Here is a 15,378-nt window from a genome sequence, read left to right as displayed (position 1 = left end):
CCCTTCCAGGGGGGCCTCGGCCCCGAAGCCAGGAGTGACGCGTGTACCTGCGACACCTGAGCATCGGTGACTTCCGCAGCTACGCGCGCGCCGAGCTGGCCCTGACGCCGGGGGTGACGACCCTCGTCGGCCGCAACGGCGAGGGCAAGACGAATCTCGCGGAGGCGATGGGCTACCTGGCCACGCTCGGCTCGCACCGCGTGAGCCAGGACGCGCCGCTGGTCCGGTTCGGGGCCGAGCGGGCGATCGTGCGGGGGCTCGTCGATCGCGGTGGCCGCGAGACGCTCGTGGAGCTCGAGATCGTTCCCGGTCGGGCCAACCGGGCGCGCCTCAACCGCAGCCCCGCCACGCGGCCGCGCGAGGTGCTCGGCACGCTGCGCACCGTGCTGTTCGCCCCGGAGGACCTCTCGCTCGTCAAGGGCGACCCGGCCGAGCGCCGCCGGTTCCTCGACGACCTGCTCGTCGCCCGGCAGCCGCGGTGGGCGGCGGTCCGATCCGACTACGACAAGATCGTCCGGCAGCGGAACGCGCTGCTGAAGTCGGCCGCCCCCACGCTCGGTCCCCGTCGACGGCGGCGCTCGAGCCGCCCCGCCACGGGACCCGAGTCCGAGGAGGTGGCCGCGGCCCTGCGGACCCTCGACGTCTGGAACGACCAGCTCGCGGCGGCCGGCGCCCAGCTCCTCTACGCCCGGCTGCGGCTGCTGCGGGACCTGCGCCCCCTGCTCGCGCGCGCCTACGACGCCGTGAGCGACTCCTCCGCCGACGCCCGGGCCACGTACCGCGCCTCCCTGCACGAGGAGGTGGCCGACGCGATCGCCGACGGTCAGGTGCCCACCGCCGAGGAGCTGCGCGACGCGCTGCTCGCGACCCTCGCCGAGCAGCGCGCCGCCGAGATCGAGCGGGGGGTCTCGCTCGCCGGTCCGCACCGCGACGACCTCGTGCTCACCCTCGGGGAGTTGCCGGCGAAAGGGTACGCCTCCCACGGGGAGTCGTGGTCGTTCGCGCTCGCGCTGCGGCTCGGCGCGTTCTGGCTCCTGCGGCACGACCTCGGCGACGATCCGGTCCTCGTGCTCGACGACGTCTTCGCCGAGCTCGACGCCGGCCGGCGGCGCCGGCTCGCCGGCCTCATCGCCGACTGCGAGCAGGTCGTCATCACCGCGGCGGTGCCGGAGGACGTGCCGGCGGAGCTCGCCGGCACCCGGTTCACCGTGGCGAAGGGGCACGTCGAGCCCGCCGAGGCACCCGCCCCGGGCCTCGGTTCGGAGCGTCGACCCGACCATGAGCCCCAGCGTGATCCTCGCTCCGAGCCCGAGCCCGACGCGCCGCCGGAGCCCGAGTCACCACCCGAGCCCGCCGACGGCGTGGGGACGCCGGAGGCCGGACCGTGACCGGCCCGGGGGCGGGCGGCAGCCCCGGAGGGCCGGCCGGACCCGAGGGCGCCTCGGGTGACGCGATCCCGGGCCCGGTGGGAGGCGCAGACGGCCCGCGCATCTCCGGCCCCTCGGCGGACCCGGCCGGCCAGGACGGGCCGGACCCCGCCGGTCCCGACCTCGCGGCGGCGGCGGCGCTGGCCCGGGCGCGCGCGGCGGCGCGGGACGCGGGGCTGCGCCCGGGCTCGCGGCCGGTGCGGCGCCGGCGCCGCGGTCCCGACGCGACGTACAGCGGTCAGCGGGCGGGCGGCCGGGATCCCCAGCTGCTCGGCGAACAATTGGAGTCGCTGCTCGTGGACCGGGGGTGGCGGGTGGACGTGTCCGTCGGGTCGGTCATGGGCCGCTGGCCGGCCATCGTCGGGCCGGAGGTCGCCGCGCACGCCGCACCGGTCTCGTTCGAGGACGGCGTGCTCGTCGTGCGCGCCGACTCCACCGCCTGGGCGACGCAACTGCGGTACATGAGCTCGACCCTGCTCGGCAGCCTCGAGAAGGAGGCGGGGCCGGGCGTCGTCGTCGCGCTGCGGATCGTCGGACCGAGCGCGCCGTCGTGGAGCCGCGGGCCGCGCCGGGCGAGTGGCCCGGGCCCGCGGGACACGTACGGCTGACGCGCAGAACCACTCTCACGGCCGCTGGCGCCGTGATCCCCCGGTTGTGTACAGGGTGTCGTCCCTGGGGTCCGATCTCGCCACATCGGCGTTTCCGGGCCCTGAGGCGGGGGTGCCTCCCCCGGCAGCGTAGAATGGGAGGTCGTTCCACCCTCGCGTCGCTGCGTCCGCCGACGGCGCACCGATCGCACCCATCACCGCCGAGGAGCACCGTGTCCGACACGCCACCCGAGCAGAACCCCGGCGACGCGACGCAGGACGGCGAGCCGGTGGTCCCGCTCGACGGGGCGATCCCGGCGCCTCCGGCGGCGGCTCCCGAGTACGACGCCAGCGCGATCACCGTGCTCGAGGGTCTCGAGGCCGTCCGCAAGCGTCCCGGCATGTACATCGGCTCCACCGGCGAGCGGGGCCTGCACCACCTGGTGTGGGAGATCGTCGACAACGCGGTGGACGAGGCCCTGGCGGGCTACGCCGACCGCGTCGACGTCACCCTGCTCGCGGACGGTGGCGTCCGCGTGCGCGACAACGGCCGCGGCATCCCCACCGACGTCCACGCGGGCGAGGGGGTCTCGGCGGTCGAGCTCGTCCTCACCCAACTGCACGCCGGCGGGAAGTTCGGCGGCGGGGGTTACAAGGTCTCCGGTGGGCTGCACGGCGTCGGCTCCTCCGTCGTCAACGCCCTCTCGACCCGACTCCTCGCCGAGGTCCACCAGAAGGGCCACGTCTTCCGCATGAGCTTCACCGCGGGCGTCCCCGACGCCCCGCTGGAGAAGATGGAGCCCAGCGACGCGACGGGCACGATCGTCACGTTCTGGCCGAGCCCCGAGATCTTCGAGAGCGTCGACTTCGACTACGAGACGATCCGCCTGCGCTTCCAGCAGTACGCGTTCCTCAACAAGGGCCTGACGATCACGCTCACCGACGAGCGGCAGGAGGCCGTCGCCGCCGCCCAGGACCAGCTCGACGAGGACGCCGACCGCGGCGACACCCCGGCCTCGGGCACGGCAGGCGAGGTCGGCGACGACGCCCGCGCCGGGGCGGCCGAGACCGACGCGGCCGGCCGCGCCACCGCCCGCACCGTCACCTACCGCTACGACCGCGGGCTCGTCGACTACGTGGCCCACCTCAACGCGAGCAAGCGCAGCGAGAAGGTGCACGACGAGATCATCGACTTCGAGCTCGAGGACGAGGCCCGCGCGCTCTCCCTCGAGATCGCGATGCAGTGGACCTCGTCGTACTCCGAGTCGGTCCACACCTACGCGAACACGATCAACACGCACGAGGGCGGCACGCACGAGGAGGGCTTCCGGTCCGCGCTGACCAACCTGCTCAACCGGTTCGCGCGCAACCAGAACCTCCTCAAGGACAAGGACGACAACCTCACCGGCGAGGACATCCGCGAGGGCCTCACGGCGGTCATCTCGGTCAAGCTCGGTGAGCCGCAGTTCGAGGGGCAGACGAAGACGAAGCTGGGCAACTCCGAGGTCCGCGGGTTCGTCCAGGGCGCGATGACCGATCGGCTCGGCGACTGGCTCGAGCGGCACCCGGCCCAGGGCAAGGACATCGTCCGCAAGGCGATCCAGGCGAGCGCGGCGCGGCTCGCGGCCCGCAAGGCGCGCGAGGCGACCCGGCGCAAGGGCCTGCTCGAGTCCGGCGGTCTGCCGGGCAAGCTCAAGGACTGCCAGAGCAAGGACCCGTCGATCTCCGAGGTGTTCATCGTCGAGGGCGACTCGGCGGGCGGGTCGGCGACCCAGGGCCGCAACCCGATGACGCAGGCGATCCTGCCCATCCGCGGGAAGATCCTCAACGTCGAGAAGGCGCGCATCGACAAGGTGCTCGCGAACCTCGAGGTCCAGGCCCTCATCTCCGGGTTCGGCACGGGCATCGGGGAGGACTTCGACATCGCCAAGGCGCGCTACCACAAGATCGTGCTCATGGCCGACGCCGACGTCGACGGCATGCACATCCGGACCCTGCTCCTGACGCTGCTGTTCCGGTTCATGCGCCCCCTCATCGAGGCCGGCTACGTCTACCTCGCGCAGCCGCCGCTGTACCGGATCAAGTGGACGAACGCGGCCCACGAGTTCGCCTACTCCGACCGCGAGCGCGACGAGATGGTCAAGGCCGGTCAGTCGCGCGGCTGGCGCCTGCCGAAGGACAACAACGGCGCGATCCAGCGGTACAAGGGCCTCGGCGAGATGAACCCCGACGAGCTGCGCGTGACGACGATGGACCCCGACACGCGCACGCTGCTGCAGGTCACCCTCGACGACGCGGCGGCGGCCGACGAGATCTTCTCGGTGCTCATGGGCGAGGACGTCGAGTCCCGGCGCTCGTTCATCCAGCGCAACGCCCGCGACGTCCGCTTCCTCGACGCCTGAGCGCGCCCCCACCTCCTTCCCGCCCGCCTGAGCTGAGGATCACTTCGTGACCGACGACACCACCCTCCCGCCCGAGACCGACCGCGTCGAACCGGTCGACCTCAACGCGGAGATGCAGCGCAGCTACATCGAGTACGCGATGAGCGTCATCGTCAGCCGCGCGCTGCCCGACGTGCGCGACGGCCTCAAGCCGGTGCACCGCCGGATCGTCTACGCCATGTACGACGGCGGCTACCGGCCGGACCGCAGCTACAGCAAGTGCGCCCGCGTCGTCGGCGACGTCATGGGTCACTACCATCCGCACGGCGACACGGCGATCTACGACGCGATGGTGCGGCTCGTGCAGCCGTGGTCGATGCGGTACCCGCTCATCGACGGGCAGGGCAACTTCGGCTCGCCGGGCGACGACGGCGCGGCCGCCCCCCGGTACACCGAGTGCCGGATGGCGCCGCTCGCCATGGAGATGGTGCGCGACATCCACGAGGAGACCGTCGACTTCGTCCCCAACTACGACGGGCGCACCCTGCAGCCCGACGTCCTCCCGAGCCGCTTCCCCAACCTGCTCGTCAACGGCTCGGCCGGCATCGCCGTCGGCATGGCCACGCAGATCCCGCCGCACAACCTGCGCGAGGTCTCGGACGGCGCGCTGTGGCTGCTGCGCAACATGGAGGCCTCGAAGGAGGAGCAGCTCGAGGCGCTCATGGGGATCATCAAGGGCCCCGACTTCCCCACGGGCGCGCTCATCATGGGCCGCAGCGGGATCGAGTCGGCCTACCGTACGGGGCGCGGCTCGATCATCATGCGGGCCGTCGTCGAGGTCGAGGAGATCCAGGGCCGCACGTGCCTCGTCGTCTCCGAGCTGCCCTACCAGGTCAACCCCGACGCGCTCGCGAAGAAGATGGCCGAGCTCGTCAAGGAGGGCAAGCTCGGCGGCATCGCCGACATCCAGGACCTCACGTCGGGTCGAACCGGTCAGCGGCTGGTCATCGTGCTCAAGCGCGACGCCGTCGCCAAGGTCGTGCTCAACAACCTGTACAAGCACACCCAGCTCCAGACGACGTTCGGGGCGAACATGCTCGCCCTCGTCGACGGCGTGCCGCGCACGCTGCCGCTCGACGCGTTCATCCGGCACTGGGTGACGCACCAGATCGAGGTCATCGTCCGGCGCACGCAGTACCGGCTGCGCAAGGCCGAGGAGGCCATCCACATCCTCCGGGGCCTGCTCAAGGCCCTCGACGCGCTCGACGAGGTCATCGCGCTCATCCGGCGCTCGCCGACCGTGGAGGAGGCGCGCGACGGCCTCATCGAGCTGCTCGACATCGACGAGATCCAGGCGCGCGCGATCCTCGACATGCAGCTGCGCCGGCTCGCGGCCCTCGAGCGGCAGAAGATCATCGACGAGCACGACGCCCTCGAGGCGCGGATCATCGACTACAAGGACATCCTCGGCAGCCCCGAGCGGCAGCGGACCATCGTCGCCGACGAGCTCACCGAGATCGTCGACCGCTACGGCGACGACCGCCGCAGCCAGATCATGCCGTTCGACGGCGACATGTCCATGGAGGACCTCATCCCCCAGGAGAACGTCGTCGTCACCATCACGCGTGGGGGCTACTCCAAGCGGACCAAGGTCGAGGAGTACCGCAGCCAGCGCCGCGGCGGGAAGGGGGTGCGCGGCGCCGCCCTGCGCGGCGACGACATCGTCGAGCACTTCTTCGTCACGACGACCCATCACTGGCTGCTCTTCTTCACCAACCTCGGCCGCGTCTACCGCGCCAAGGCCTACGAGCTGCCCGAGGGCGGCCGCGACGGCCGCGGCCAGCACGTCGCCAACCTCATGGCGTTCCAGCCGGGCGAGCAGATCGCCCAAGTGCTCGCGCTGCCCGACTACCAGGTGGCGCCGTACCTCGTGACGGCCACCCGCAACGGCCTCGTCAAGAAGACCCGTCTGGCCGAGTACGACTCCCCGCGCACCGGCGGCCTCATCGCCGTCAACCTGCGCGACGGGGACGAGCTCGTCGGCGTGCGGGTCTGCTCGGGCGCCGACGACCTGCTGCTCGTCTCCCGGAAGGGCCAGTCGGTGCGCTTCCACGCCTCCGACGACGTGCTGCGGCCCATGGGTCGCGCGACCTCGGGCGTCACGGGCATGAAGTTCCGTGGCGGCGACGACCTGCTGGCTCTCGGTCTCGTCAAGGACGGGTCCGACCCCGACGTTTTCGTCGTCTTCGAGAACGGCCTGGCCAAGCGCACCCCCGCCTCCGACTACCCCGTGAAGGGCCGCGCCGGGCTCGGCGTCCGCGTCGCGGCGATCTCCGACCGAGGCGGCGACCTCGTGGGCGCGCTCGTCGTCGGCGGCGGCGACGAGGTCATGGTCGTCATGGAGAAGGGCAAGATCGTCCGCTCGCGCGTCGACGAGGTCCGCAGCACCGGGCGCAACACGATGGGCGTGCAGTTCGCGAAGCCCGACAAGGGCGACGCGATCGTGGCCGTGGCCCGCAACGCCGAGGCGGTCACCGAGGAGGAGATCGACGAGGCCGAGGAGGTCGTCCAGGCCGAGGCGCCGCGGGCGGCGGCCGACTCCGGGGCGGCGGCCGATGACGGATCCGAGCAGGTCGGTGGGTTACCGTCGACGAAGATGACGCCGGAGTCCGTCGACGCCGACGAGCCGCCCGCGGACGAGCAGTGAGGTCCGGGGCGGTCCTGCGGCGGATCCGCATCCGGCGGCGAGTGACCGGAGCAGCAGCGAGTCTCGGAGGTCTCGAGTGAGCACGACGAGTGGCAGGCCGGCCGGTACCCCGTCGGGGCGTTCCGGCGCCCCGCGCACGGGGACCGCACCCGCGCCCCGGCCGGCGAGCCAGAACCCTCCCCGCCCCGGCACGGCGGCCCGGCCCGCCGGGTCGGCCGCCGCCGGTGCCGCCCGCCCGACGCGCCGGACGAGCCCGACCGCGGCCGTCGGCGACACCGAGCCCCGCAAGGTCAAGCTCACCGTGTCGCGGGTGGACCCGTTCTCGGTCATGAAGATCGCGTTCATGCTCTCGGTGGCCATCGGCGTCGCGGGTGTCGTCGTCGTCGCCGCCCTGTGGCTCATGCTCAGCAGCATGGGCGTGTTCTCGGCCATCAACGACTCGATGAACGAGCTCCAGGCGGGCCGCGCGCCGGACCAGCGCATCAGCGTCATCGAGTTCCTCGGGTTCGGTCGCGTCCTGTCGCTGTCGGTCGTCCTCGGGGTGCTCGACGTCATCCTCATGACCGCGATCGCCACCGTCACGGCGCTCATCTACAACATCTGTTCGGCCCTGGTCGGGGGCATGCACGTCACGCTCACCGACGACTGAAGCCGGCTCGATCCGAGGGCCGCGAGGTCGGCCGAGGGGTCCCGCCGGCGGGGCCGGAACCGTTTTGGTTCTCGCCGCGCGGCTGGGGTAACGTTGGTGGTCGCGACGCCCCTGGCGAGCGGCAAGCGGGCCTATAGCTCAGACGGTTAGAGCGCTTCCCTGATAAGGAAGAGGCCACAGGTTCAAGTCCTGTTAGGCCCACCGGTACGACGAAGGCGGCACCCTCTGCGGGTGCCGCCTTCGTCGTGTCCCGGCCCCCCAGCTGGGCTCGTGCCGTGTCGTCGGCCCCGCGCTGTGGGGCTCGGGGACCGTCGCCGGGTATCGTGGGGTGTCGTCGTACACCGGAACCGGGAGGCTCGGATGAAGCGCATCGCCGTCGTGGCCGTCGCGGCCGCTGGCGCCCTCGTGGCCCGCCGCCGCCTCAAGGCGCAGCAGGCCGAGCAGGAGCTGTGGGCGGAGCTCACCGACTCGCCCGCCTCTCCGGACGACGCGCGGGCCTGACCCGCAGGGGGCCATGGCGCAATTGGTAGCGCACCTGCTTTGCAAGCAGGGGGTTAGGGGTTCGAGTCCCCTTGGCTCCACCCAAAGTGTCTTACGGGAACACGCGACATGCGTATGTTCGTCGCGTTTGTGTTCCGCCTCCTTGCTTTCGTCGTCGCTATGTTCGTGGGCTTCGCGGATGATGGTGGCGAACGGCTCGGCCAGTCTCGGGCGTAGTTGTTCGTCGTCGGTGATGTCGAGGCGGGTGTAGAAGGCTTGGTTCGCCAGCCGCCGGTCGGTATCGCCGGATCGGGCATAGGCGTGGTGCACGTCGGTGAGCAGCCGCAGCGAGTCGTGCAGGAACGCGCGCCCGCCGGTGTGGTGCTCATCGTGCTCCGCGAGTTTCTGGTTCACGTCCGCGAGGCCCGCCCGGATGCGGTCTTGGTGCCGTTTCAGGGTGGGGAGGTCGATGGCGTCGGCGAAGTGCGCGGCCAGCAGCTTGTCACTCTCCGCTTCGAGCTTGGCGCGGTTGGCCATGAGGTCGGCTATCTCTTGGTCGCGGCCCGCCATGCGCTTGTCGAACGCCGCATCGACCTTCGCGGCGAGGTCGCGGTAGGTCTGGTCGTTGATCGTGATCGAGGCGTAGGAGTCCGCGACAAGCCGTTCCGCGACCGCGACCGGCACCGCCCGCCGGGTGCAGCCGGTCTTCTTGGAGGCCCGGCCGGAGCAGACGAAGTAGGCATAGGTGACCCCGCGCGGGTTGGTGGCGAAGTCCAGCAGCATCCTCGACCCGCAGGTGCCGCAATGCAGCAGCCCTTTGAGGTGGTGGGCGTGCTGAACATGCCGGGTCATCTTCGCCGTCCGCGCCCGCAGCAGCGACTGCACCGTGTCGAATAACGCCGGTTCCACGATGGGCTCGTGCGCGCCGGGATACAGGGCTCCTTTGTAGCGGATCACCCCGGCGTAGTACGGGTTCGTGAGCAGTTTGTAGAGCGTGTTCTTCCCCAGCGGTTTGGACGGGCGCTTCGGCGTCGGCACCGTCACAAGACCCCGCGCGGTGAGGTCGCGGAGCAGCCCGGCCACGGAGGTCTCGCCTTCGGCGTACCGCTCGAACGCCCAGGTGATGAGCGGGGCGCGTTCGGGATCGACCTCGACGGTGCGTGTCTCGCGGCCCGCGTCGTCGGTGCGGCGCACGTTGAGATAGCCGATGGGCGCGCGCATCGGAGTGCCGCCCTGGGCGACCTTCTGCGTCAGCCCCTTGGTGACCTCAGTAGCGAGGTTCCGGGAGTAGAACTCCGCGATGCTCGACATGATGCCGTGGACGAGCATCCCGGAAGGGGTCTGGTCGATGGACTCGGTGGCGGAGACGAGGGTGACCCCGGCGCTGATGAGGGCTTCGTGAATCTTCACGTCGTCAGCGCGGTTGCGGGCGAGCCGGTCGAGCTTATGCACGATGCAGAACTGCACACGCGACGCGGCGATGAACGCGAGCATGTCTTGCAGGCCGTCACGGTCGGCCGACCGTGCGGACTCTCCGGCGTCGATGAACTCGCGCACGATCCGCGCGCCGAGTTCGTCGGCCTTGCGCTGGTTCGCCTCGCGCTGCGCGGGGATCGAGAATCCTTCGTCGGTGCCGCCGCGCTCGGCCTGCTCCCGCGTCGAGACACGCAGATACGACACGGCCAGCAGCACGGGCATGTCTTCGGCGTGGTCGCTGGTCACGCCTGCCGGAATGAGGGTGGGAGCAGTGATCGTGCTCATGCTGTGCTCCTTCGTTGGTGCAGTGGCTCGGGTTCCATTGTGTCTCGCGTGTCTGCGCTGCCGCCGTGCAAATCGGCGGCCAGCTCGTCCGGCAGCGGGAGGTCGTAGGGGTCGGGCTCCCCGGCGCGGTGGGCGTCGTAGCGGGCCTGGGTGATGTTAAGCACCCACTCCACCAGCCGCCGCATGTCCGGCTCCACCCGCCGGGTGACCCGGAGGCGTAGCCGCCCCGGATCATCCCGAGCGCCTGCCCCGAGCGCACCCCTGCCCTGCGCCGCACGTCGCGGTCGCTCAATGTCGGTGGGTCGGGGCGGGTCACTCATCTCTATCTCACGCTGTGGCAGATACGCCAGTACCACGTTACTACAGATATGGCGTAGCGGCCATTGCATGAGATTCTGCTAGGCTTGGGAACATGGTCGAGGACTTGGAGAGCGCCCCGCTGCTGACGGCAGCGGACTTGCCCGCGGGCTGGCAGATGCCAGACCCCACCCCCATCGACCCCGAACACGACAGCGCCGAGATCGACACGGCGCTCAGGTACGAGCAGTGGGTCGATCCCGCGCCTGGGCTGGATCGGAAGCTGAACTCCAGCCACAACAACAACGACTCCGGGCGCTGGTTCCTGATCCAGCACGTCGAGTCGTCCACCCGTGTGCTGCTGCGCCTACAGCGCCAGTACGTCATGGGCGAGGAACCCAAGGGCGAGGTGCGAATCACCGGGATCGTCTACCTGCCCGAGTGGGCGGGTGACCCGGTGGCGAGTCCGATGCTGCGCAACCTGCCCACGTCGAGGATCGAGGCGGCGATCAACCGCCGCCAGTTCGCCGTCACCGGCGCCAGCCGCTTCACCGGCGGCACCATGACGATGCCCTCTGGCCGCACCCTCCGCTCGGCGGACGTGATGAAGCCGCTGGGCAACCCGAAGCGCACCCCCGACTTCTACGAGGTCGTCGCCCTGCAACACACCCGCCTCGTGGACGACGGCGAACCGAACCCGACCGCGCGCATGGCCGAGCTCAGCCGCGTGCCGCTCTCCACTGCACAGGGCTGGGTTGCCCGTGCCCGCCGCAAAGGACTGCTCCCGCCCGGACGCCGAGGCCGCGCCGGGTAAGGGTTCGCATGACGAGCTGGGCGATTGAGGACGCGGGCGTGGTGCGCCTGCCAGACGGTCGTCTGATCCGTGGCACGGGCGCGCGTCGGCCTCGCGGTCAGGCCCCGCCCCCGGAGTTCGCCGTCTACCTCTTGGGCCGCGACCCTCGCGTGGCCGACTGGCCCTACTGCTGGGTCAGGTGGCCGGACTTCCGCCTGCCTGGCTCCACCGAGGACGCCGTGGCCGCACTCAGAGAAGCGCACGCGCGGGCCGTGTCCGAGCGGGTCGAGATTGCCTGCGGCGGCGGGGTCGGCAGAACCGGAACCGCTCTCGCGGTGCTCGCCGTATTGAGCGGCGTTCCGGCGGCCGCTGCCGTGGAATGGGTGCGAGCGAACTACCACCCCCGCGCCGTCGAGACTCGCCGCCAGCGAGCCTGGATCGCCACCGCCGCATCCTCTCTCACCTGACGCAGAACCGCCACCCTCCCGCGCCGCCTGCTCACCAAGCCCGTACGCCTCCGCGCCTGCCGCCTGAGCACATCCTGAGTCCTCCCGCTGTCCTCTTGACCTCTCAATCCTGAATGTACGTATACTAACTGCGTTAGTTGCCAGTACGCCAGATAGCGAGAGGGGGTAGCAGAATGCATGGGGGCGTGGTTCCGTTCCGGGGCACCGGGGCCGATGCGCTGCGCTATGTCGAGGCCGACCGTGCTCGTGCTGACGACTACTACCTCGGCGCGGAAACCTCGGTGGCGCAGTTCGCGGCGCTCGACAGCTCAGGCGCGGTTACCGACAGGCTCGGCCTTGATCCTGTGGGGTATGCGGGGTGGGTGGACTGGGTTGATCCGTTGACCGGGGAGCGGATGGGCAGACCCCGACGGGCGGGAGTGGATCGGCAGGGATCGCCGCGGTTCATGGAGATGGTCATCAACGGGCCGAAGTCGCTGTCGATCGCCGCCGCGCTTCACCCCGAAGTCTCGGCGGCGCTGGACGCGGCGCAGCAGGACGCGCTGGCCGAGATTCGGCGGTGGGTTGCCCGGCACTCGGTGACCCGTGTCGGGCCGCTCGGTGCGCAGGAGCACGTTCCCATCGAGCGGTTGCAGGTCGTCGGGATCACGCACCGCACGTCTCGTGCGGGTGATCCGCACCGGCACATTCACATGCAGATCGGCACCAGAGTGTGGGCGGCGGGGAAGTGGCGAGGACTGGACACCACCGCTCTGTTCCGGCAGCAGGGCGCGATCCGTGCCCTCGGCACCGCAGTGATCGCGGCAAGCCCGGAACTCGCTGCCGTGCTCGACCGACACGGCCTCACCCTCGACCCCGCCACCGGCGAGGTCGCGGAGTTGCAGCCGTACAACGCGGTCATGTCGAAGCGGGGTGAGCAGGTGGGCCGCAACCTCGACCGCCTCGAAGCCGAATGGCGGGCCACGCATCCCGGTGAGACGATGGGGTCGGTCGTGACCTCTCGCCTGATCGCCAAAGCATGGGCATACGAGCGGCCTGCGAAGAAGCCCACCACGCTCCGTGAGGAACAGGCGTGGCTGACGGAGTTGGTCGAGGCCGGATACGACCCCGCGAGCCTGCAACGGCCCGCAACCCCGGTGCCGGTCAGCCTCGATGACCTCAGCGTGCAGGAAGTCGCCTCCCGCGCCCTCGACCGCTGCGCCGCAGGTGCGTCGGTATGGACGACACACACTGTGACCGAGCACGCCACAACGATCATGACCGAGTACGGAGTACGCGCCAACGGAGATGAGATCCGCGACTTCGTGCAGGCTGCGACGGTGCTGGCGTTGGAGGACTGCTTCACGATCCTCCCGCCCGACACACCACGCCCAGAGCATGTCGCTCACTGGACGAGCGTGCGCGTCATACAGGCCGAGACAGAGCTGCGCGACCTGATCGCCGCCCGTGTACCCGAGCAGAAGCCGGAGCACCCGGACGTGCGCCGGCTGGCGCAAGCGCAGAACCTCGACCCCGGCCAGACCGAAGCCGCCGCAGCGGTCGCCTCAACCGACCCGTTGGTGATCGTGGAGGGCGCGGCGGGCAGCGGGAAGACGACCATGCTTGCCACCGCGATCCAGGCGAGTGAGGCGCACGGGCGAGCGGTGCGGGTGGTGGCTCCGACGAAGAAGGCCGCCGAGATCGCGCACCAGGAACTCGGCGTGCCCGCTGAATCGGTCGCGTCACTGGTGTACGCGCGCGGGTGGCGGTGGAACCGCGACGGCGTATGGACACGACTCGTCGTGGGTGACGCCGACCCCATCACCGGCGCAACCTATACCGGCCCGCCGAGCGAGGCGCGGTTGCGCAAGGGCGAACGGATTGTGGTGGACGAGGCGGGGATGCTCGACCAGGACACCGCCCTGGCCCTGCTCGCCGTCGCCGCAGAAGCGGGCGCGACGCTCGCGCTCGTGGGTGACCGGGCGCAACTCCCCGCCGTCGGACGGGGCGGAGTACTCGACATGGTTGCGCAGATTCGGGGCCGCACGTTCGATATGGCCGAGGTACACCGCTTCGCCGATCCCGAATATGCCGAGCTGTCGGTGCGGTTGCGCGACCGCGACGATCCCGGCGCGATCTTCGACCAACTCGCAGCTCTGGGCCTGATCCGCTTGCACGACGATACCGAGAGCCTGCGCGACCACATCGCCAATCATCACAGCGGCGGGGAGGCGGTCACGGTCGCCACCAACGACGTGGCCGCACGCATGAACGCGCGCATCCGCGATCAGCGCGTGCAAGCGGGAACCGTGGATGACGAGACGACCGCGACCGGGAGCGACGGACTTTCCATCGGTCAGGGTGATCTGATCCAGACTCGCAAGAACGACGCGGCCCTGGGGGTGGCGAATCGTCAGCAGTGGATCGTGCAACACGTCACCGAGGACGGCACCGTGTGGGCGGTTGAGGCAGACAGCGACCGCAAGCGCGACCACACCGTGCGCCTGCCCGCCGGGTACGTCACCGAGTACGCGCACTTGGCCTACGCCTCGACCGCCTACGGTGTGCAAGGCATTACCGCCACCAGAGCCGACACGATCCTCACAGGCGCCATGAGCGGCGCAGCCGTCTACGTCGGCATGACCCGAGGCAAAGATCAGAACCAGTTGCACATCATCGCCCAGAACACAGCCGACGCCCGAGCGCAGTTCATCTACGCTGTAGAACGTGACCGGGCAGACCGTGGGCTGGCCGACGCCACCCGACAGGCGGCAGAGGCGGTGCGGGGTCTGGTCGACGACGGCCCCGCCAAGCGCGTGAACACCGAGATAGCCGCACTCACCGCAAAGGCCGAGCGAGCCGAGGCGCGGGCTGCGCTCTGGCAGCAGGCCGCTGACGCCCTCACCGAGCTATACGCCCAGCAACGTGACGACCTCGACCACGCAGGCCAAGCCCGCGACACCGCAGCCCAGCAGCTCGAACGGGTGCGGGCCGAGGTCGCCGCACCGCTCACCGAGCACGCATCGGCGGCACTGGCCGAGTGGGGCGACGCCGACGTCGAACTGCGTACCGCCCGCGACCGGCTGGGTACGGTCGGCAGGTTCGGCAAGCGTCGCGCGACCGCCGAGCACAACACCGCGCAGACCCTCGCCCGCGACGCTGAGCAGCGGCTGACGAGCGCGTGGGGCGAGCCGCCCCGCTGGAACGAGACTCGGGCCGCGTGGCTCGAGCGCGTCACGCGCCCTCGTATCGACGGCGATCCCCGCGTGATCGACCCGACCGAGCAGCACGATGCCGCAGCCAGGACGGTGCGCAAGGCGCTCGAACCCGACCCGTGGCCGCGCCTGCGCATCTACGCCCGCATCTTCGGCACCGAGGCCGTGGCGAAGCACCGGGCCGCCTACCTGGATGCCCGCCCCCACGCCAACGCCGAGAACGCGGCCCGCATCGCGAAGCAGGCCCGCGCCGAAATCGACACGCTACAGGCGCTCACCCCCGTCGAGGCAGTCGAGCGCATCGAGCAGACCCGCGCGACCGAGCAAGCGCAGCGCGACGCCGCCGACCGTGCCCTGAAAAAGCGGCAACGACAGCTCGATTCCTCCCACACGCCCGACCGCGGTCCCAGTGATGGCGGGCCGTCTCTGGGCTGGTGACCATCCTCCCCGACTTATGACCACGTAGTAGCCTCCAAGAGGAGGCGGTGAATACAAGCGGGTCGTAAAGGCTAATCCTTGATCCACCGATCTGCTTGATGTCCGGGGGCTCACTCGAATTTGAGCTCGGACACGATGAGCGGGCAGGAGGTAGTGTCCCGGTCTCTCACCGGTCTCTTCCACACTGAGCTTCCCGG

General features: G+C 70.6%; 9 protein-coding genes, 2 tRNA genes and 1 pseudogene. 11 read left to right on the top strand and 1 reads right to left on the bottom strand.

The window, feature by feature from the left end; genetic code table 11:
• Positions 1 to 41: 41 nt before the first annotated feature.
• The 8 genes from recF (at position 42) to ICW24_RS16305 (ending at position 8,332) form a co-directional block, all read left to right on the top strand.
• The gene (gene recF / locus ICW24_RS16340; protein ID WP_226346792.1) at positions 42 to 1,388 is read left to right on the top strand and encodes a DNA replication/repair protein RecF; all 1,347 of its coding nucleotides are present in this window, start codon (positions 42 to 44) and stop codon (positions 1,386 to 1,388) included.
• 77 nt (positions 1,389 to 1,465) lie between these two features.
• A complete protein-coding gene (locus ICW24_RS16335; protein ID WP_226346791.1) occupies positions 1,466 to 2,035 on the top strand; it encodes a DciA family protein in 570 nt (189 codons plus the stop codon).
• Positions 2,036 to 2,247: 212 nt separating this feature from the next.
• Positions 2,248 to 4,416, top strand: coding sequence for a DNA topoisomerase (ATP-hydrolyzing) subunit B (gene gyrB / locus ICW24_RS16330; protein ID WP_372360888.1), 2,169 nt, complete (start codon positions 2,248 to 2,250; stop codon positions 4,414 to 4,416).
• Between the two features lie 112 nt (positions 4,417 to 4,528).
• Entirely contained in the window at positions 4,529 to 7,102 is a 2,574-nt protein-coding gene (gyrA, locus tag ICW24_RS16325; protein WP_372360913.1) for a DNA gyrase subunit A, read from the top strand.
• A 76-nt stretch (positions 7,103 to 7,178) separates the two neighbouring features.
• Positions 7,179 to 7,751 carry a DUF3566 domain-containing protein gene (locus tag ICW24_RS19795; protein ID WP_226346789.1) on the top strand — a complete coding sequence of 191 codons (573 nt, stop codon included), beginning with the start codon at positions 7,179 to 7,181 and terminating at the stop codon, positions 7,749 to 7,751.
• A gap of 127 nt (positions 7,752 to 7,878) precedes the next feature.
• Positions 7,879 to 7,952: transfer RNA gene (locus ICW24_RS16315), tRNA-Ile, on the top strand.
• Between the two features lie 159 nt (positions 7,953 to 8,111).
• Positions 8,112 to 8,252, top strand: coding sequence for a DLW-39 family protein (locus ICW24_RS16310; RefSeq protein ID WP_226346788.1), 141 nt, complete (start codon positions 8,112 to 8,114; stop codon positions 8,250 to 8,252).
• Between the two features lie 7 nt (positions 8,253 to 8,259).
• A tRNA-Ala gene (locus ICW24_RS16305) sits at positions 8,260 to 8,332 on the top strand.
• Positions 8,333 to 8,939: 607 nt separating this feature from the next.
• Here the strand turns inward: ICW24_RS16305 and ICW24_RS16300 are convergent.
• Positions 8,940 to 9,929: pseudogene (locus ICW24_RS16300) on the bottom strand (recombinase family protein); the annotation flags it as partial.
• 475 nt (positions 9,930 to 10,404) lie between these two features.
• Here ICW24_RS16300 and ICW24_RS16295 point away from each other — a divergent pair.
• From ICW24_RS16295 to mobF, 3 genes are all read left to right on the top strand, one after another.
• Positions 10,405 to 11,103 (top strand): hypothetical protein, encoded by a 699-nt coding sequence (locus tag ICW24_RS16295; protein WP_226346787.1) that lies wholly within the window; start codon positions 10,405 to 10,407, stop codon positions 11,101 to 11,103.
• Positions 11,104 to 11,111: 8 nt separating this feature from the next.
• Entirely contained in the window at positions 11,112 to 11,549 is a 438-nt protein-coding gene (locus ICW24_RS16290) for a protein-tyrosine phosphatase family protein (protein ID WP_119076627.1), read from the top strand.
• A 185-nt stretch (positions 11,550 to 11,734) separates the two neighbouring features.
• Complete coding sequence (mobF, locus tag ICW24_RS16285) at positions 11,735 to 15,181, top strand: MobF family relaxase (protein WP_226346786.1); 3,447 nt, start codon at positions 11,735 to 11,737, stop codon at positions 15,179 to 15,181.
• The last annotated feature ends 197 nt before the right edge of the window (positions 15,182 to 15,378 follow it).

Source organism: Agilicoccus flavus (assembly GCF_014857905.1).
Classification (GTDB): Bacteria; Actinomycetota; Actinomycetes; order Actinomycetales; family Dermatophilaceae; genus Agilicoccus; species Agilicoccus flavus.
Note: the sequence above shows the minus strand (reverse complement) of the source record. Positions and strands in the feature narration are given on the sequence as shown.